Annotated in this window: 17 protein-coding genes; 9 read left to right on the top strand and 8 right to left on the bottom strand. The window is 73.6% G+C overall.

All coding sequences use genetic code 11. The features are described 5' to 3' along the window. Nucleotides 1–40: 40 nt before the first annotated feature. Genes tsaB through ACH495_RS07030 form a run of 6 tightly spaced genes read left to right on the top strand, consistent with a single transcriptional unit; the run spans nucleotide 41 to nucleotide 5,990 of the window. The gene (tsaB, locus tag ACH495_RS07055) at nucleotides 41–718 is read left to right on the top strand and encodes a tRNA (adenosine(37)-N6)-threonylcarbamoyltransferase complex dimerization subunit type 1 TsaB (protein ID WP_396856831.1); all 678 of its coding nucleotides are present in this window, start codon (nucleotides 41–43) and stop codon (nucleotides 716–718) included. Then, nucleotides 715–1,158, top strand: a complete 444-nt coding sequence (gene rimI, locus ACH495_RS07050; RefSeq protein ID WP_396856830.1) for a ribosomal protein S18-alanine N-acetyltransferase — start codon at nucleotides 715–717, stop codon at nucleotides 1,156–1,158. The genes tsaB and rimI overlap by 4 nt, the downstream gene beginning before the upstream one ends. A gap of 5 nt (nucleotides 1,159–1,163) precedes the next feature. Further along, on the top strand, nucleotides 1,164–2,210 hold the full coding sequence (gene tsaD, locus ACH495_RS07045) for a tRNA (adenosine(37)-N6)-threonylcarbamoyltransferase complex transferase subunit TsaD (protein ID WP_396856829.1): 1,047 nt from the start codon (nucleotides 1,164–1,166) through the stop codon (nucleotides 2,208–2,210). A 17-nt stretch (nucleotides 2,211–2,227) separates the two neighbouring features. Then, nucleotides 2,228–2,482 carry a hypothetical protein gene (locus tag ACH495_RS07040; protein ID WP_396856828.1) on the top strand — a complete coding sequence of 85 codons (255 nt, stop codon included), beginning with the start codon at nucleotides 2,228–2,230 and terminating at the stop codon, nucleotides 2,480–2,482. Nucleotides 2,483–2,538: 56 nt separating this feature from the next. Continuing rightward, nucleotides 2,539–4,245, top strand: coding sequence for an ABC transporter ATP-binding protein (locus ACH495_RS07035; RefSeq protein ID WP_396856827.1), 1,707 nt, complete (start codon nucleotides 2,539–2,541; stop codon nucleotides 4,243–4,245). Continuing rightward, nucleotides 4,242–5,990, top strand: coding sequence for an ABC transporter ATP-binding protein (locus ACH495_RS07030; RefSeq protein ID WP_396856826.1), 1,749 nt, complete (start codon nucleotides 4,242–4,244; stop codon nucleotides 5,988–5,990). Before ACH495_RS07035 ends, ACH495_RS07030 begins: the two co-directional genes overlap by 4 nt. 62 nt (nucleotides 5,991–6,052) lie before the next feature. Here the strand turns inward: ACH495_RS07030 and ACH495_RS07025 are convergent, their stop codons facing one another. The 7 genes from ACH495_RS07025 to ACH495_RS06995 all read right to left on the bottom strand — a co-directional run bounded on the left by ACH495_RS07025 (nucleotide 6,053) and on the right by ACH495_RS06995 (nucleotide 13,371). After that, nucleotides 6,053–6,790: a DUF4142 domain-containing protein gene (locus ACH495_RS07025; RefSeq protein ID WP_396856825.1), complete on the bottom strand. Its 738-nt coding sequence runs from the start codon at nucleotides 6,788–6,790 to the stop codon at nucleotides 6,053–6,055. Nucleotides 6,791–6,884: 94 nt separating this feature from the next. Continuing rightward, a complete protein-coding gene (locus ACH495_RS07020) occupies nucleotides 6,885–8,060 on the bottom strand; it encodes an ROK family protein (RefSeq protein ID WP_396856824.1) in 1,176 nt (391 codons plus the stop codon). 35 nt (nucleotides 8,061–8,095) lie between these two features. Then, a complete protein-coding gene (locus tag ACH495_RS07015; RefSeq protein WP_396856823.1) occupies nucleotides 8,096–9,355 on the bottom strand; it encodes a sugar ABC transporter permease in 1,260 nt (419 codons plus the stop codon). After that, nucleotides 9,352–10,155: an ATP-binding cassette domain-containing protein gene (locus ACH495_RS07010; RefSeq protein ID WP_396856822.1), complete on the bottom strand. Its 804-nt coding sequence runs from the start codon at nucleotides 10,153–10,155 to the stop codon at nucleotides 9,352–9,354. The genes ACH495_RS07015 and ACH495_RS07010 overlap by 4 nt, the downstream gene beginning before the upstream one ends. A gap of 106 nt (nucleotides 10,156–10,261) precedes the next feature. Continuing rightward, nucleotides 10,262–11,362: a sugar ABC transporter substrate-binding protein gene (locus ACH495_RS07005; protein WP_396856821.1), complete on the bottom strand. Its 1,101-nt coding sequence runs from the start codon at nucleotides 11,360–11,362 to the stop codon at nucleotides 10,262–10,264. A 187-nt stretch (nucleotides 11,363–11,549) separates the two neighbouring features. After that, nucleotides 11,550–12,029, bottom strand: a complete 480-nt coding sequence (gene ybaK, locus ACH495_RS07000) for a Cys-tRNA(Pro) deacylase (RefSeq protein WP_396856820.1) — start codon at nucleotides 12,027–12,029, stop codon at nucleotides 11,550–11,552. A gap of 109 nt (nucleotides 12,030–12,138) precedes the next feature. Next, nucleotides 12,139–13,371 (bottom strand): methyltransferase domain-containing protein, encoded by a 1,233-nt coding sequence (locus ACH495_RS06995; protein ID WP_396856819.1) that lies wholly within the window; start codon nucleotides 13,369–13,371, stop codon nucleotides 12,139–12,141. A gap of 255 nt (nucleotides 13,372–13,626) precedes the next feature. Here ACH495_RS06995 and groES point away from each other — a divergent pair, with 255 nt between their 5' ends. The 3 genes from groES (at nucleotide 13,627) to ACH495_RS06980 (ending at nucleotide 17,435) form a co-directional block, all read left to right on the top strand. Continuing rightward, nucleotides 13,627–13,941 carry a co-chaperone GroES gene (gene groES, locus ACH495_RS06990; RefSeq protein ID WP_088998427.1) on the top strand — a complete coding sequence of 105 codons (315 nt, stop codon included), beginning with the start codon at nucleotides 13,627–13,629 and terminating at the stop codon, nucleotides 13,939–13,941. A 70-nt stretch (nucleotides 13,942–14,011) separates the two neighbouring features. Next, nucleotides 14,012–15,658 (top strand): chaperonin GroEL, encoded by a 1,647-nt coding sequence (groL, locus tag ACH495_RS06985; RefSeq protein ID WP_396856818.1) that lies wholly within the window; start codon nucleotides 14,012–14,014, stop codon nucleotides 15,656–15,658. Nucleotides 15,659–15,782: 124 nt separating this feature from the next. Then, on the top strand, nucleotides 15,783–17,435 hold the full coding sequence (locus ACH495_RS06980; RefSeq protein ID WP_396856817.1) for a molybdopterin-dependent oxidoreductase: 1,653 nt from the start codon (nucleotides 15,783–15,785) through the stop codon (nucleotides 17,433–17,435). Between the two features lie 193 nt (nucleotides 17,436–17,628). Here ACH495_RS06980 and ACH495_RS06975 read toward each other — a convergent pair whose 3' ends face one another. Further along, on the bottom strand, nucleotides 17,629–18,012 hold the full coding sequence (locus ACH495_RS06975) for a WhiB family transcriptional regulator (protein WP_343445153.1): 384 nt from the start codon (nucleotides 18,010–18,012) through the stop codon (nucleotides 17,629–17,631). Nucleotides 18,013–18,205 lie beyond the last annotated feature (193 nt).

Raw genomic sequence — 18,205 nt, 5'->3', positions numbered from 1 at the left:
GTGGGAGGGGCGCGACGGGCGGCGGCTAGGCTGGTTCACCGTGCTCGTACTGGTGGTGGACTCCTCGACGCCCGCGGTGACCGCGGCGCTCGCCGAGGTCTCGGCGGACGGCGTCGTGCTGCGCGCGTCCCGGTGCACGGTCGACGCCAGGGCCCACGGCGAGCTGCTCGCGCCCCAGGTCGACGCCGTGCTCGCCGACGTGGGCGCACGTCCGGCCGACCTGGGCGCGATCGTCGCCGGGCTCGGCCCCGGCCCGTTCACCGGGCTGCGGGTGGGGCTGGTCACCGCCGCCACCATGGGCCAGGTGCTCGGCGTCCCGACGTACGGCGTCTGCTCGCTGGACGGCCTCGGCCAGCGGTCGGGTGACGGCGCGACGGTGCTGGCGGCCAGCGACGCGCGGCGACGCGAGGTCTACTGGGCCGTCTACGACGGCGCCGGGCAGCGCCTCGCCGGCCCCGACGTGGCCGCCCCGGCGGTCGTCGCCGAGCGGGCGCGCGACCTGGCGGTCACCGTCGCGGTCGGCGACGGCGCGCACCGGTACGCGGACGTGCTGGGCCTGCCGGTGCGGGCCGAGCCGCGCTACCCGGACCCGCTGGCGCTGGTCCGGCTCGCCGCCGAGCGGATCCGCGCGGACGCCCCGGGCGAGGCGCTCACCCCGCTCTACCTGCGCCGCCCGGACGCGGTGGCGGCCACCGGCCACAAGCCGGTCCTGCGATGAGGCTGGGCCGGTTCCGCTGGTGGCACGTCGACGAGGTGCTACCCATCGAGGCGGACCTGTTCGGCGCCGAGCAGTGGTCCCCGGGCATGTTCTGGAACGAACTCGCCAACGGGCACTTCTACCTGGTCGCCACCGACGACGACGGCGCGGTGGCCGGCTACGCCGGGTTGGCCGTGGCCCCGCCCGACGAGGCGTGGGTGCAGAACATCGCGGTCCGCCGGGACGCCCAGCGCCGGGGCGTCGGCCGGCTGCTGCTGGAGGCGCTGCTCGCCGAGGCGGCCCGGCGCGGCGTCCGCAGCACCCTGCTTGAGGTCGCCGCCGACAACGGCCCGGCCCAGCGCCTCTACGCGACGTACGGCTTCGAGCCGATCGGCGTCCGGCGCGGCTACTACCAACCGAGCAACACCGACGCGCTGGTCATGCAGCGCACCGAGGACTGACGCGCATGGCTGACGAACCCCTGATCCTCGGCATCGAGACGTCCTGCGACGAGACCGGCGTGGGCATCGTGCGCGGGCACACGCTGCTCGCCGACGCGCTGGCCTCCAGCGTCGAGGAGCACGCCCGGTTCGGTGGCGTGGTGCCCGAGGTGGCCAGCCGGGCCCACCTGGAGGCGATCGTGCCCACCATGGACCGGGCGCTGCGCGAAGCCGGCGTCACCATCGCCGACATCGACGCCATCGCGGTGACCGCCGGGCCGGGCCTGGCCGGCGCGCTGCTCGTCGGCGTCGCCGCCGCCAAGGGGTACGCGGTGGCCGCGGAGAAGCCGGTGTACGGGGTGAACCACCTCGCGGCACACGTGGCCGTGGACACGCTGGAGCACGGCCCGCTGCCCGAGCCGGCGATCGCGTTGCTGGTCTCCGGCGGGCACTCCTCGCTGCTGCGCGTCGACGACCTGGCCCGGGGCGTCGTGCCGCTCGGCGCGACCATCGACGACGCGGCCGGGGAGGCGTTCGACAAGGTGGCCCGGCTGCTCGGGCTGCCGTTCCCCGGCGGCCCGTACATCGACCGGGAGGCACGGGCCGGCGACCCGGCGTCGATCGCCTTCCCGCGCGGACTGACCGCCGCGAAGGACCTGGTCGGACACCGGTACGACTTCTCCTTCTCCGGCCTGAAGACGGCGGTGGCCCGCTGGGTGGAGGCGCGGCAGCGGGCCGGCGAGCCGGTGCCGGTGGCCGACGTGGCGGCGTCCTTCCAGGAGGCGGTCTGCGACGTGCTGGTCGGCAAGGCGCTGGACGCCTGCCGCAGCAGCGGGATCGACACGCTGGTGATCGGCGGCGGGGTGGCGGCCAACTCCCGGCTGCGGGCGATGGCCGAGCAGCGGGCCGAGAAGCACGGCGTCCGGGTGCGTACGCCCCGGCCGAAGCTCTGCACGGACAACGGCGCGATGGTGGCGGCGCTCGGTTCGCACCTGGTCGCCGCGGGCGTCGCCCCGAGCCGGCTGGACCTGCCGGCCGACTCGGCCATGCCGCTGACCGTGGTCAGCGTCTGACCGGGGAGGGAACCGACATGATCGTCCGGATGTGGGAGGCGAAGGCCGAACCGTACGGCTTCGCCGACCTGATCACCTGGGTCTGCGAGACCGCGCTGCCGGAGTTCGAGCACGACCCGATGCACGTGGGCAGCGAGGTGTTCTCCTCCACCGACCACCGGCTGGTGGTCATCTCCAAGTGGCGGAGCAACCCCCGGGAGCTGCCCGAGCCGCCGATGCGGCTGGTCGCCCGCCCGCCGCACAGCTGGGACTTCACCGAGGTCGACCGCTAGGGTCAGCCGGAATTGGTTGGCGTCCGGCGCGTCCCGCCGCCTAGCGTCGGTGGGTCATGCGCTTCTCACCGACCGGCGATCCCGGCACCCCCGACGCGCGGTCCGCCACCCGTTACCTGGTGTGGCTGGCCGGGCGACATCCCGTGTACTTCGGCGGCGGCATCACCCTCGGCGTGATCTGGATGCTGGCCCAGGCGCTGGTGCCGGCCGCGATCGGCCGGGCCGTGGAGGCCGGGCTCGCCCAGCGCGACCCGGACGCGTTGGTGCGCTGGAGCCTCGCCCTGCTCGGGCTGGGCCTGGTGCAGGCCGGCGCCGGCATCCTGCGGCACCGCTGCGCGGTGCACAACTGGCTCGGCGCCGCGTACCGCACGGTGCAGGTCACCGTGGACGCCACCAACCGGCTCGGCGCGGCGCTGCCCCGCCGGGTCGCCGCCGGCGAGGTGGTGAGCATCGGCACGTCCGACATCGAGCACATCGGCAGCGCGATCGACATCACCGCCCGCGGCACCGGGGCCGTGGTCGGCATCGTCACCGTGGCGGTGATCCTGCTCAACGCCTCGCTGCCGCTCGGCCTGGTGGTGGTGCTCGGGGTGCCGCTGCTGATGGCGCTGGTCGCACTGCTGATCCGGCCGCTGCACCGGCAGCAGGCGGCCTACCGGGACTCGACCGGCCGGCTCACCGCCCGGGCCGTCGACATCGTCTCCGGCCTGCGGGTGCTGCGCGGGGTGGGTGGGGAGCCGGTGCTGGCCGCCCGCTACCGGGAACGGTCGCAGGCGCTGCGCGCCGACGGCCTGCGGGTGGCCCGGGTGGAGTCGCTGCTCCAGGCCGCCCAGATCCTGCTGCCCGGTGTGTTCGTGGTGCTGGTGACCTGGCTCGGCGCCCGGTTCGCGTTGCGCGGCGAGATCAACGCCGGTGAGCTGGTGTCCTTCTACGGCTACACCGCGTTCCTGGTCAGCCCGCTGCGCAACCTCACCGAGGCGGCCGACAAGCTGACCCGGGGACACGTCGCGGCCCGCCGGGTGGTCCGGCTGCTGCGGCTCGCGCCGGAGTTCACCGACCCGGCCCACCCGGTGCCGGTGCCGGCCGGGCCGGGCGAGCTGGTGGACACGCGCTCCGGGCTGGTGCTGCGGCCGGGCCGGCTCACCGCGCTGGCCGCCACCGAACCGCAGGACGCGGTGGAGATCGCCGACCGGCTCGGCCGGTACGCCGACGGGGACGTGACGCTGCACGGCGTACCGCTGCGGGACGTGGCGCTGGCGACGGTGCGCGAGCGGATCCTGGTGGCCGACAACGACGCGCAGCTGTTCAGCGGCGTGCTCCGCACGGAGCTGGACCCGCACGACCGGGCGGACCGCGCCGCGGTCGAGGCGGCGCTGGCCGCGGCCAGCGCGACGGACATCGTGGAGGCGTTGCCCGGCGGCCTGGACGGCCCGGTCGCCGAGCGGGGCCGGGAGTTCTCCGGCGGGCAGCGGCAGCGCCTGCGGCTGGCCCGCGCGCTGGTCGCCGACCCGGAGACGCTGATCCTGGTCGAGCCCACCAGCGCGGTGGACGCGCACACCGAGGCGCGCATCGCCGACCGGCTGGCCGCCGCCCGGCGCGGACGCACCACGCTGGTCTGCACCACCAGCCCGCTGGTGCTCGGGCGCGCCGAGCACGTGGTCTTCGTGGAGGACGGCAAGGTCGTCGCCGAGGGCCGGCACGAGGAGCTGCTCGCCGCCGAGCCCCGGTACGCGGCCACGGTGAGCCGGGAGGAGGACCGATGAGCAACGCGCTGCCCGTCGCCGACGCCGCGCGGGTCCGTCGGTACGTGCGGGAGCTGGTCCGCCGGCACCCGCGTGGCCTGGCCGCCGTGCTCGGCCTGCACGCGCTCGCCGCGGCGGCCGGGCTGGTCACCCCGCGCCTGCTCGGCGACCTGGTCGAGGGGATCTCCCGGGGCGTGGCCGCCACCACGGTGGACCGGGTGGTGGCGGCCATCGCCGCCTTCGTGGTGGTGCAGGCGGTGCTGGTCCGGTTCGCGCACCTGGCCTCGGCTCGGCTCGGCGAGCGGGTCCTCGCCGAGCTGCGTGAGGAGTTCGTCGACCGGGTGCTCGCGCTGCCGCTGTCCACGGTGGAGCGCGCCGGCACCGGTGACCTGCTCACCCGCACCTCCCGCGACGTGTCCGCGCTGTCGCGGACGGTCCGGTTCGCCGGGCCGGAGACGCTGATCGCGGCCCTGACCGTGCTGCTGATCCTCGGCGCGCTGGTGCTGACCGGGCCGCTGCTGGCGCTGCCCAGCCTGCTCGCGGTGCCGGTGCTCTGGGCCGGCACCCGGTGGTACCTGCGCCGTGCGCCGCAGGGCTACCTGCGGGAGAACGCCGCCTACTCGGACATCACCGACGGGATCAGCGAGACGGTCGAGGGGGCGCGGACCACCGAGGCGCTACGCCAGGCGGCCCGCCGCCGGGCCCGCGGCGACGCCGACATCAGCCGGTCGTACGCGGCCGAGCGCTACACGCTGTACCTGCGGACCGTGTTCTGGCCGGTGGCCGAGTTCGGCTACCTGGTGCCGATGGTGGCCACGCTGCTCATCGGCGGCTGGTTCCACCTGAAGGGCTGGGCCAGCCTGGGCCAGGTCACCGCCGCCACGCTCTACGCCCAGCAGCTCACCGACCCGATCGAACGGCTGCTCGGCTGGCTGGACGAGTTCCAGGTGGGTGGCGCCTCGCTGGCCCGGCTGCTCGGCGTCGCCGTCGAGCCGGACGAGCGGTCCCCGGCACCCGTCGCGTCGCGCCGGTCGACCACCGAGGGTCGGCTCGCCGCGCACGACGTCCGGTACGCGTACCGCGCCGGCCACGACGTGCTGCACGGCGTGACGCTGGTGCCCCGGCCGGGGGAACGGCTGGCCATGGTGGGCCCGTCCGGGGCCGGCAAGTCCCCGCTGGGTCGGCTGCTGGCCGGCGTGCACACGCCGTCCGCCGGTGCGGTGACCGTCGACGGTCGACCCCTCGCCGAGCTGCCCCTGGACGAGCTGCGCACCCACGTCGCGCTGGTCAGCCAGGAGCACCACGTGTTCATCGGCACGCTCGCCGACAACGTGGCGATGGTCCGGCCGGCCGCCGACCCGGCGGCGGTGCGCGCCGCGCTGGCCGCGGTCGACGCGCTCGACTGGGCGGAGGCGCTGCCGGAGGGGCTGGCGACGACCGTCGGCGCGGGCGGGCACCCGCTCACCCCGGCGCAGTCGCAGCAGCTCGCGCTGGCCCGGCTGGTGCTCGCCGACCCGCACACGCTGGTGCTGGACGAGGCCACCTCGCTGATCGACCCGCGCGCCGCCCGGGCGCTGGAGCGGTCGCTGGCCGCGGTGCTGCACGGGCGGACCGTGATCGCCATCGCGCACCGGCTGTTCTCCGCGCACGACGCGGACCGGGTGGCGGTGGTGTCCGACGGCCGGATCACCGAGCTGGGGTCGCACGACGAGCTGGTCGCCGCCGACGGCTCGTATGCGGCCCTCTGGCGCTCCTGGCACGGCTGAGGTGCAAGGAGGGGCCCCTTCTTAACGCCTGGCGTATAGGAAGGGGCCCCGCTTAACACCCGTCAGGCGCGGCGCATCAACCGCCAGGTCGTGTACCCACCGGTGCCCAGCGCGAGCAGGAAGACCGCCCACACGATCCCGGTGCCCACCTGGAGCCCGCCGCCGCCGGCGGCGTTGGCCTGGGCGGCGGCGACCAGCGAGTCGCTCTGCGCGGCCGGAATCGCGGGCGGCGGCAGCTGCTGCCAGCGGACCAGCCCGGTGCTCTCCAACATGGTCATGTGGTCGTTGACGAACTTGTTGGCGTCCTCGGCGAGCTTGCGCACGATCGGGTCCTTGGTGCTGGCCCGGACCGCCCCGATCACCGGGAAGATGTTGCCGTGGGCGACCCGGAGCCGGGTGACGAAGATCTGGTCGAACTGGGCGCCGCTGGCGTTCTGCATCTCGGTCAGCCACCCCTTCTGCTGGGTCGTCGGCTCCGTCGGCAGCACCGCGCCCAGCTTGTTGGCCGCCTCGACCACCAGTTGGTCCAGCACGCCGTGCTGGCGGGCGATCTCCGCGCCGACCTCCCGGACCCGGGGGGACTGGCCCTTCTCGGCGGCCATCGTGCCGGCCGGCATCTCCCAGAGCCCGGCCAGCCGGACGCCGTTGAGCAGCGTCATGTCCGCGGCGTTCATCTGCACCCCCGGATTGGGTGCGGCCAGAGCCGCGCCGGGAAGAACGCCGATCCCCGCGCCGATCACGACGAGCAGCAGGGTCACCCGGTGCGCCAGCCGGCGACGTGCGGATTCCAGCGATGCCATGGTTGGGTTGCCTCCTCGATCCGGACCGCTACGCGGGGTCGCGGACGGCCGAGCCGACCGGCCGTCCGCACGTTGGTACGGATCACCGGGCCGATCAGTTCAGCGGGTCGGCCAGGAGGCGCTCGAAGGCCAGCTCGGCGGCGCCGACCAGCGCCGCGTCGTCGCCGAGTTCCGGGGTACGCAGCCGCACGTGCTCCAGGCAGGCGGGCAGCCCGTTGCGGTTGAGCCGGCTGCGTACCTGGGCGGCGGCGGCCAGGTAGAGGTCGCGCATGGTGCCGCCGAAGATGACCATCTCCGGGTTGAAGATGTTGACCAGGTTGGCCACGCCGAAGCCGAGCCAGTCGCCGGCCTGCCGTACCGCCCGCTGTGCGCGGGCGTCCCCGCGGTCGGCGGCGTCGAAGACGTTCAGCAGCGCCTCCCGGCCGCGCGCCTCGGCGTGCCCGGCGGCCCGCAGCAGCCCGTGCTCGCCGATCTCGGTCTCCCAGCAGCCGTGCCGGCCGCAGTCGCAGCGCGCCCCGTCGCGGACCACCACCATGTGGCCGACCTCGCCGCCGTAGCCGCCGTGCCCGGTCAACCGCCGGCCGCCGGCGATGATGCCGGCGCCCACGCCGACGTCGCCGTACAGGTAGATGACGTTGTCGCAGCCGGTGGCCGCGCCGCGGGCGTGCTCGGCGAACGCCGCCACGTCGGCCACGTTGCCCACCGTGATGGGTACGTCGATGCCCAGCTCGGCGGCGAGCGCCGCGCCGATCGGCTCGTCCACCCAGCCGGTGGTGGGGCTGAGCCGTACCAGCCCGTCGTCGCGGCGCACCATGCCGCACACGGCCACCCCGGCGCCCACGCACAGCGAGTCCGGCGGCACCGAGTGGTGCATCTCCTTGACGGCGCCGGCCAGCAGCGGGGCGGCCTCGCCGGCGACCAGGTTGCGGGGCCGGTCCAGTTCCCGGCGGTCGAGCACCTTGCCGCCGAGTCCGACCCGCGCGGCGCGCAGCCGGTCCACCTCGACGCTGTACGCGTACGCGTAGACCCGGCCCGACTCGGGCCGGACGACAAGTGACGGTCGTCCGGCCCGGCCGGTCTCCTTCGGCGTCCCCTCGCTGACCAGACCGGCGCCGGCCAGGTCGGCGGTCAGCGCGCCGATGGTGCTGCGGTTGAGCCCGAGGGCGGTGGTCAGCTCCGCGCGGGTGGTGGCCCCGTGCACGTGCACGTAGCGGAGCAATGCGCCCAGGTTCTGCCGTCGGATCTCGTCCTGGCTGGGACCCGCGCGCATTGCCACTGCCATGGTGTGTGTCCGTACCTCGGGGGTCAGCGCGTGCCGGTGGCGGCCGAGCGTCGGCGGGACAGTGCGTCGACGCCGGCGGCGAGCAGCAGCACCAGTCCGGTGAAGATGTACTTCAGCCCGGAGCTGAGGTCGAGCAGTCCCATGCCGTTGATGATGACAGCCACCACGGCGCCACCGAGCACCGCGTTGATCATGCGGCCCTTGCCGCCGAAGAGGCTGGTGCCGCCGATGACCGCCGCGCCGACCGCGTAGAGGAGCACGTTGCTGCCGCCGGTGTTCGGGTCGACCGAGCGGTCCTTGCTGGCGGCGATGATGCCGCCGACCGCCGCCATGCCCGAGCAGATGACGAACGCCGAGATCTTGATCCGGTCCACGTTGATGCCGGCCCGTCGCGCCGCTTCCGAGTTGCCGCCGACGGCGTACAGGTGCCGTCCGTAGCCGGTGCGGTTGAGCACGAAGGTCCAGAAGACGAGCAGGACCGCGATGACCGGTACGACCACCGGCATGCCCTTGTTCGAGGTGATCAGCGGGTTGATGCTGCGCTCCTGGTTGAGCACGTACACCGCGAACCCGATCATGAGGGCGATGCCGGCGATCCGGGCGCCCACCACGGCGATCGGGTCGGTGACCAGACCGCGGGAGACGCGGTTGCGGTGGCGCAGCAACTGGGCGGCGGCGTATCCGGCGATCGCGACGGCGGCCAGCAGCCAGCCGATGGCCGGCGGGATGCGGCCGTTCTCGATGCCGATGATCACGTCGTCGTCGATCGAGATGTTGGTGCCCTCCTTCATCAGGAGCAGCACCACGCCCTGGAAGGCGAGGAAGCCGGCCAGGGTGACGACGAAGGACGGGATGCCGATCTTGGCGACCAGGAATCCGAGGGTCAGGCCGATCACCACGCCGGTGACCAGGGCGGCGAGGATCGCGACGTACCACGGGTAGCCGAGCACGCTGACCACGTTGGCCAGGATCGCGGCGCAGACGCCGCTGGCGAAGCCGGCGGACAGGTCGATCTCGCCGAGCAGGAGGACGAAGATCAGCCCCATCGCGATCACGGTGACCGCGGCGCCCTGGGTGAAGAGGTTGGCGAAGTTCGCCGCCGAGAAGAACACCGGTCGGACGATGGCGAAGACCAGGCAGAGCACGACCAGGCCGATGACGGCCGGCAGCGAGCCCAGGTCGCCACCGCGTACCCGGGCGACGTAGTTGCGGACGTGGTCGCCGACGGTGAGCGTCGGCGTGACGGCCGCCGGCCCTTCCTTCTTCACTGCGGTGGCGGTCATCGGAGGGCTCCCGAGGTTGCGTCGGCGGTGCCGGTGCCCGGCTCGGCGGTGAGGCCGAGGTCACCGGACCGGCCGGCGGTGATCAGCTCGACCACCTGCGAGTGGGTGATGTCGGTGGTCTTCACCTGCGCGACCATCTGGCCGAGGTAGAGCGCGGCGATCCGGTCGGAGACGGCGAAGACGTCGTTCATGTTGTGCGAGATCAGCACCACGGCGAGGCCCTTGTCGGCCAGTCGCCGGACCAGCTCCAGCACCTGGGCGGTCTGCGCGACGCCGAGCGCGGCGGTCGGCTCGTCCAGGATGACCAGGCGGCTGTTCCAGAGCACGGCCTTGGCGATGGCGACGGTCTGCCGCTGGCCGCCGGAGAGGCTTGCCACGTGCTGGCGCAGCGACTTGACGGTGCGGACGCTGAGGCCGGCCAGGGTCTCGGCGGCCATCTGTTCCATGGTCGGCTCGTCGAGCACGATGCCGCTGCGCTTCTCCCGGCCGAGGAACATGTTCTGCACGATGTCGAGGTTGTCGCAGAGCGCCAGGTCCTGGTAGACGACCTCGATGCCGAGCGAGGAGGCGTCCCGGGGGCTGTTGATGCTCACCGGCCGGCCGTCGAAGAGGAACTCGCCGGACTCGGTGGGGTAGATGCCGCTGATGCACTTGACCAGGGTCGACTTGCCGGCGCCGTTGTCGCCGACGAGTGCGGTCACCTCGCCGGGATACGCGGCGAAGGCGACGTCGCGCAGCACCTGGACGGGACCGAAGCTCTTGTCGATCCCGCGTAGCTCCAGCAGGGGGGTTGCGGACACGGGGGTCTCCTTTGGGCGGAGGGAGGTCTCGGATCCCGTCCGGCGTGGGCGCCGCCCGGCGCGGGAGTGGTTCCCGTGCCGGGCGGCGCCGCCTGATGCGGGTGGGTCAGCTCACGCCGGCGTCGGCGCAGAGCTTGGCGAAGGCACCGCCGCAGAGCTCGTCCTTGGTGACGTAGCCGTCGGCCACGACGTCCTTGACGCTGTCCTTGTAGATGGCCTTCGGCTCCAGCAGCACGGACGGCACGTCCCGGTTGCCCTCCGGGTCCTTGACGGTCTGGCCGGTGTCCTTCTTCTCGCCCTTGGCGAGCGCGATGGCCAGCTCGGCGGCGGCGTCCGCCTCCTTCTTGACCGCCTTGTAGACCGTCATGCACTGGTCACCGGCGAGGATGTTCTGCAGGCCCTGGACCGTCGCGTCCTGGCCGGTCACCGGCACCTTGCCGTTGAGCTGGTTCTTCTTCAGCACCGAGATGGCGGCGTTGCCCAGGCCGTCGTTGGCGGCCAGGACGCCGTTGATCTTGCCCTTCTGCTGGGTGAGCATCTGCTCGAAGATCACGCCGGCCTGCGCGTTGTCCCAGTCCGGCACGGCCTGGTCCGGGCCCTTGACGTAGTCGCCCGAGTCGAACTTCGGCTTGAGGACCGAGTCGTAGCCGTTCTTGAACAGGGTGGCGTTGTTGTCGGTGGCGGAGCCGTTCAGGTAGGCCACTACCGGCTTCTGCGCGCCCTTGTCGGTCAGGCACTTGCTCAGGCCCTCGCCCTGGAGCTTGCCGACCGCCTCGTTGTCGAAGCTGACGTAGTACTGGGCGGAGCCGCCCAGGGTCAGCCGGTCGTAGTCGATGGTGGCGACGCCCTGCGACTTGGCCTTCTCCAGCACGGCCTTGCCGGTGCCGGAGTCCAGGTTGACGATCATGAGAGCGGTCACGCCGCTGGTCAGCATGCCGTCGGCGATGGTCGAGAAGGCGGACTTGTCGCCCTGGGCGTTCTGGATGGTGTAGTCGACACCGGCGGCCTTGAAGGCCTCCTCCAGGTACTTGCGGTCCGCGCCCTCCCAGCGGGCGGAGGACTTGCTGTCCGGAAGGATCACGCCGATCTTCGGCTTCTTGTCGTTCGAACCGCCGGCCTGGTCGGAACCGCCGTTGTCACCGCAGGCGGCCATGCTGCCGGTCGCGAGGAGACCGACGGCCGCGAAGGTGAGGAAGCCCTTGCGCATGTGCACGGGTCCTTTCGGGGGGTGGGGGAGTTGTTGACGGTGTTTTGTTGTGTCCGGCAACGTATTCCGCGGTTCCCGCGCTCCGCAAGAGTGCCGAGGTCAGAAGTTTGTTGGCGGCGGTAACAATTCAGCAACGCGGTTGTCACCCCGCGGACACCGACTGCGGAAACGCTCCCAGACGTCCGGTTCAGCCGGCCGCGATCGGGGCGGTCACGGCCCCGGTCAGCGCCACCAGGTCGGTCGGCGCGAGCTCCACCTGAAGGCCCCGGCGGCCGGCCGAGACGAACACCGTGGGATGCGCCAGCGCGGACACGTCGACCACGGTCGGCAGCGTCCGGCGCTGCCCCAGCGGGCTGATCCCGCCCCGCACGTAGCCGGTCGCCCGCTCGGCCACCGCCCGGTCGGCGAGCGCGGCCCGCTTGCCGCCGACCGCCGCGGCCAGCGCCTTCAGGTCCAGCTCACCGGTGACCGGCACCACCGCCACGGTCAGCGCGCCGTCGACGTTGGTGACCAGCGACTTGAACACCCGGGCCGGCGGCACCCCGAGCGCGGCGGCGACCAGCGCGCCGTAGTTCGGCGCGTCCGGCGAGACGTCGTACGGGTGGGTGCGGTACGCGACCTTGCGCCTGGTCAGCAACGCGGTCGCCGGAGTGCCCTGTCCCGCCATGACGGTCAAGCTAACCCGGCCGCCGCCGCACGGCGAGCCGAGCCGGCCCGTCCGTCCCGGCCACGGGCCCGGTTGCGCTGCGGCCCAGGTCGGGCGGCGGTGACGTGGGTCAGGCGGGCGCCGGGACCGGGTGGCAGACGAGCACGGTGGGCGCGCCGGCCACCCGGGTCAGCACCAGACCGGCCGCCGCGTCGCCGGAGAGGCGCAGGTCGCGGCGCAGCTTCTCCGGCTCCAGCGCCGAGCCGCGCTTGCGGATCTCCACCCGCCCGACCCCGCGCTCCCGCAGCAGGGCGCGCAGCCGCTTCAACGAGAACGGCAGCACGTCGGTGATCTCCAGGCAGCGGGCGAACGGGGTGGGCCGGGCCGCGTCCGCGTACAGGTAGGCGATCGACGGGTCGGCGAGCGTCGCGTCCAGGTCGGCGGCCATCTCGGCGACCAGGTGCGCGCGTACCACCGCCGGGTCGGGGTCGTACAGGAACCGCCGGACCGGACCCACCTCCGCCTCGTCCGCGCCGGTGCCGGTCAGGTGATAAGAAGGGGCCCCGCCTCTACCGGAGGCGTTAAGCGGGGGCCCCTCCTTCTCCCGCAGCAGGGTGGCGCGGCGGGGGGCGACGGCCAGGGGGCCGCACCAGAGGGTGGCCTCCACCAGGTCGCCGTCGACGCTCACCCACTCCGCCTCGGCGCCGGCCGGGATCAGCGCGTGGTCCAGGCCGGGCGCCACCTTGACCACGGTGCGCGGCACCCGCTCGGCCAGCCCGGTGACGAAGTCCCACGGCGGCGAGTAGGCGCTCGGGTCGAAGATGCGCCGCCCGGTGCCGGCCCGCCGGCGTGCCGGATCGCAGAACGCCCCGTCGACCGCTGACACGTCGAACGCGGTGGCGTCGCCACACTCCACGGTGACCAGGTCGGCCAACCCGGCCGCCTCGGCGTTCGCGGTGGCCATCGCGGCGGTGACCGGGTCGGCCTCCACCGCGTACACCCGGATGCCGGCGCGGGCCGCGGCGAGCGCGTCGGCGCCCAGCCCGCAGCCCAGGTCGGCCAGGGTGGTCACGCCCGCGGCCCGCAGCCGCGCGGCCCGGCGGTCGGCGACCGCCCGGCGGGTGGCCTGCTCCAGCCCGGGCCGGGTGAGGAACATCCCGGCCGCCGCCGGGCCGAACTTGCCGGCCGCCCGGCGACGCAGCTCCGCCTGGGTCAGCGCCGCCGCCGCGAGCCCGCCCGGGATCCCGGCCGAGCGCAGCGCGGCGGCCGCCGCCAGCGGGTCGCCGCCGGCCACCCGCTCGGCCGCCGCGAGCGCCGCCGACCCCTCGGGGGTACGCAGCGCGGTGAGCTGGTCGAGATCCACCCGTCCATTCTCCCGACCGCCCGCCGGGGCGACTCGGCGGGCGACGCGCTGGCACTCTCCTTGACGGAGTGCTAGCCGAGGAATAACCTGCGATTAGCACTCTCACCCTGAGGGTGCCAACGCCCGGGCCTGGTGCCCGAGCGTTGAACGCCAGGCGGACCGGCACCCGCGACGACGGCCCCGCCCGGTGGCATGTGGCAGATTGACGCTGGTCGGCGCGCCGACCGGTAACGACACCCAGTACCCCAGGAGGGTATGCCCGTGACTACCGCGACCAAGGTTGCGATCAAGCCGCTCGAGGACCGCATCGTGGTGCAGGCGAACGAGGCCGAGACCACCACCGCCTCGGGCATCGTGATCCCCGACACCGCCAAGGAGAAGCCGCAGGAGGGCACCGTCCTCGCTGTCGGCCCGGGCCGGATCGACGACAAGGGCAACCGCGTGCCGGTCGACGTGAAGGTCGGCGACACCGTTCTCTACTCGAAGTACGGCGGCACCGAGGTCAAGTACGCCGGCGAGGAGTACCTGGTGCTCTCCGCCCGCGACGTCCTCGCGGTCATCGAGAAGTAAGCAACCGATCAGTGTCGTTGCCCCGGTCCGGCTCGCCGGGCCGGGGCAACGTCGCTTCGAAGGGATACTGATGGCAAAGATCCTGAGCTTCTCGGATGACGCCCGGCACCTGCTCGAGCACGGTGTCAACGCCCTCGCGGACGCGGTCAAGGTCACCCTCGGCCCCCGCGGGCGCAACGTCGTCCTGGACAAGAAGTTCGGTGCGCCCACGATCACCAACGACGGCGTGACCATCGCCAAGGAGATCGAGCTCACCAACCCGTACGAGAACCTCGGCGCGCAGCTGGTCAAGGAGGTGGCGACCAAGACCAACGACGTCGCCGGCGACGGGACCACCACCGCGACCGTGCTGGCCCAGGCCATGGTCCGCGAGGGCCTGCGCAACGTGGCCGCCGGCACCAACCCGACCGGCCTGAAGCGGGGCATCGACGCGGCGGCCGCCAAGGTCTCCGAGGCGCTGCTCGGCAAGGCCGTCGAGGTCGCCAGCAAGGAGTCGATCGCGCACGTCGCGACCGTCTCCGCGCAGGATGCCACGATCGGCGAGCTGATCGCCGAGGCGATGGAGCGGGTCGGCCGCGACGGTGTGATCACCGTCGAGGAGGGCTCCGCGCTCACCACCGAGCTGGAGGTGACCGAGGGTCTCCAGTTCGACAAGGGCTTCATCTCGCCCAACTTCGTCACCGACGCGGAGGGGCAGGAGTCGGTCCTGGAGGACCCGTACATCCTGATCACCACGCAGAAGATCTCGGCCATCGAGGAGCTGCTGCCGCTGCTGGAGAAGGTCCTCCAGAACAACAAGCCGCTGCTCATCGTCGCCGAGGACGTCGAGGGCCAGGCCCTGTCCACGCTGGTGGTCAACGCCATCCGCAAGACCGTCAAGGTCTGCGCGGTCAAGGCCCCCGGGTTCGGCGACCGTCGCAAGGCGATGCTGCAGGACATGGCGATCCTGACCGGCGCCGAGCTGGTCGCCCCGGAGCTGGGCTACAAGCTCGACCAGGTCGGCCTGGAGGTGCTGGGCACCGCCCGCCGCGTCGTGGTCGACAAGGAGAACACCACGGTCATCGACGGCGGCGGCCAGTCCGCCGAGGTCGCCGACCGGGTCGCCCAGATCCGCAAGGAGATCGAGGCCTCGGACTCCGAGTGGGACCGGGAGAAGCTGGCCGAGCGGTTGGCGAAGCTCTCCGGCGGCATCGCGGTGATCAAGGTCGGCGCGGCCACCGAGGTCGAGATGAAGGAGCGCAAGCACCGCATCGAGGACGCCATCGCCGCGACCAAGGCCGCGGTCGAGGAGGGCACGGTCCCGGGTGGCGGCGCCGCCCTGGCCCAGATCCTGCCGGTGCTCGACGACGACCTGGGCTTCACCGGTGACGAGAAGGTCGGCGTCTCGATCGTGCGCAAGGCGCTGGTCGAGCCGCTGCGCTGGATCGCCCAGAACGCCGGCCACGACGGCTACGTGGTGGTGCAGAAGGTCGTCGACCAGGAGTGGGGCACCGGCCTCGACGCCGCCACCGACCAGTACGTCGACCTGGCCAAGGCCGGCATCCTCGACCCGGTGAAGGTGACCCGTAACGCGGTCACCAACGCCGCCTCGATCGCCGGCCTGCTGCTCACCACCGAGAGCCTGGTCGTGGAGAAGCCGGCCGAGCCCGAGCCGGCCGCCGCCGGTGGGCACGGTCACTCGCACGGCCACGGCCACCAGCACGGCCCGGGCTTCTGACCCGAGGAGTACGGCCCGACGTCAGGGCACACCGCCGAGCCGGCGGTGTGCCCTGACGCGTATCCGCTTACGGAACGCTGACGAGATTGGCGGCCGGCCCGACCGGTCGACCACACTGGGCCGGGTGAGCACGATCTCCCGCCGCCACGCGGCACTGTCCGGCGTCGTCGCCGCCGTGGTGGCGCTCGGCGTCGCCGAGCCGGTGGCCGTCCTGACCGGTCCCCGGTCCGCCCCGCTGATCGCGGTCGGCGGTCTCGTGGTCGACCTGGTGCCCGAGCCGCTCAAGCAGTTCGCCATCGACGTCTTCGGCACGTACGACAAGATCGCCCTGCTGGTCGGGACGGCGCTGCTGCTGGCCGGTTTCGCGGCGCTGCTCGGCCTGGCGGCGGCCCGGCGGCTGGTGGTCGGCCTGGCCGGCATCGCCGCGTTCGCCGTGCTCGGTGTCGTCGCCGCGCTGACCCGGGCCGGCGCGGACGCGTTCGACGCGCTTCCGTCAGTGGTCGGCGCCGGTCTCGGTGGGCTGACGCTCTGGGCGTTCGTGGCCGGTCCGTTGCGCGCGGACCGCGACCCGGCGGCCACCACGACGTCTCCGGACGGCACCGCCGGCGCGACGGCGTCCCGGCCCGGTCCCACGCCGCCCCCGGCAGTCGCCGCGCTCGCGCGTGAGGAGAACGCGTCGGGCGACTGGGAGCCCCTGGACGGCGGGGACCAGGAGTCGCGGCGCCGGTTCCTGCGCGGCGCCGGCCTGTTGACCGGCGCGGCGGCGGTGGCCGGGCTCGGTGGGCACTGGCTCGCCGGCCGGCGCGGCGTCTCGGCGGCCCGCGAGGCGGTCACGCTGCCCGCCCCGACGGCGCCCGCCCCGCCGGTGCCGGCCGGCGCGGACCTGTCCCTGCCCCGGCTCGCCCCCTACGTCACGCCGAACCGGGAGTTCTACCGGATCGACACCGCGCTGGTGGTGCCGCAGGTGGATCCGGTCACCTGGAAGCTGCGCATCCACGGCCGGGTGCGCAACCCGATCGAGCTGAGCTTCGACGACCTGCTCGCCCGGCCGATGGTCGAGCGCTACGTGACGCTGGCCTGCGTCTCCAACGAGGTGGGCGGCGACCTGATCGGCAACGCCCGCTGGCTCGGCGTGCCGCTCAAGGAGCTGCTGGACGAGGCCGACCCGGAGGAGGGCGCGGACCAGGTGGTCGGGCGCGCGGTCGACGGCTGGACCTGCGGCACCCCCACGTCCGTGCTGCGCGACGGGCGGGACGCGCTGCTGGCGGTCGGGATGAACGGCGAGCCGCTGCCGGTGGCACACGGCTTCCCGGTGCGGATGGTGGTGCCCGGACTCTACGGGTACGTCTCGGCGTGCAAGTGGCTCACCGAGCTGGAGCTGACCAGCTTCGCCGACTTCGACGCGTACTGGGTGCCGCGCGGCTGGTCGGCCGAGGGCCCGGTCAAGACGCAGTCCCGGATCGACACGCCCCGCGCCCGCAGCCGCCCGGCCGCCGGCCCGGTGACTGTCGCCGGCGTGGCGTGGGCGCAGCACCGTGGCGTCCGCCGCGTCGAGGTACGCGTCGACGACGGTCCCTGGCGGGAGGCGACGCTGGCCCCGGCCGTGTCGTCGGACACCTGGGTCCAGTGGTCGTGGCGCTGGGACGCCACCCCCGGCGAGCACCGCCTCCAGGTGCGCGCCACCGACGCGGCCGGCGAGACGCAGCCCGAGCAGCGCAGCCCGGTCGCCCCGGACGGCGCAACCGGCTGGCACACCCTCACCCTCACCGTCACCTGACCGCAGGCCCCCCCTCGCCCACCCCCCGACCGAGCCCTCCTGGGGCGTGATCAAGGAGTTTGCGTCGGAGTCGATCTCCGCGGTGGACGCAAACCCCTTGATCACCCGCTCGCTTCCATCCGGTCCGGCCCGGACGAGGAAACGCCGCCGCGCCCCGGGGTGCGGGGCGCGGCGGCGGGAAGTGCGGGCGAGGTCAGGCGACCTTGCGCTGGTCCGGGACGGCGGTCTTGTGGGGTCGGCCGAGGCGGGCCTCGAGGCGGGCCACGTCGACCCGGGCCTGCCGGCGGTCGGCCGCGTCCTCCCAGCCGAGGGCGAGCAGCCGCAGCCGCTCGGACTCGCTGAAGCCGCCCCAGACGCCGTAGGGCTCGCGGACGGCGAGGGCGTGCGCGGCGCACTCGGCGCGCACCGGGCAGGCACGGCAGACGGACTTCGCGCCGGACTCGCGGCGCAGCCGGGACGAGCCGCGCTCGCCGTCCGGGTGGAAGAACTGGGCGCTGTCGCGGCCCCGGCACGCGCCGAGCCGCTGCCAGTCCCAGAGGTCGACGATGGGTCCAGGCAGCCTACGTACGTTCGACATCAGCACCCCTCCTCCCGCGCGGCACCGCGGAGAATGTTCGTGGCCAGCTACCGGGCGGCGGTCCGCGCGGGATGCCGGTTCCGGTTGGACCACTCGGTACCCGAGCCGTCCCCGGCTCACACATCTGTGATCGAAAAGCTCGGACACTCGGCGGCATATGCCCCATCTGTCGGAAAAGTTCGGATGATTGCTC

It is taken from the genome of Micromonospora sp. NPDC018662 (assembly GCF_044391475.1).
GTDB lineage: Bacteria > Actinomycetota > Actinomycetes > Mycobacteriales > Micromonosporaceae > Micromonospora.
This window is presented reverse-complemented; position numbering and strand designations above follow the sequence as displayed.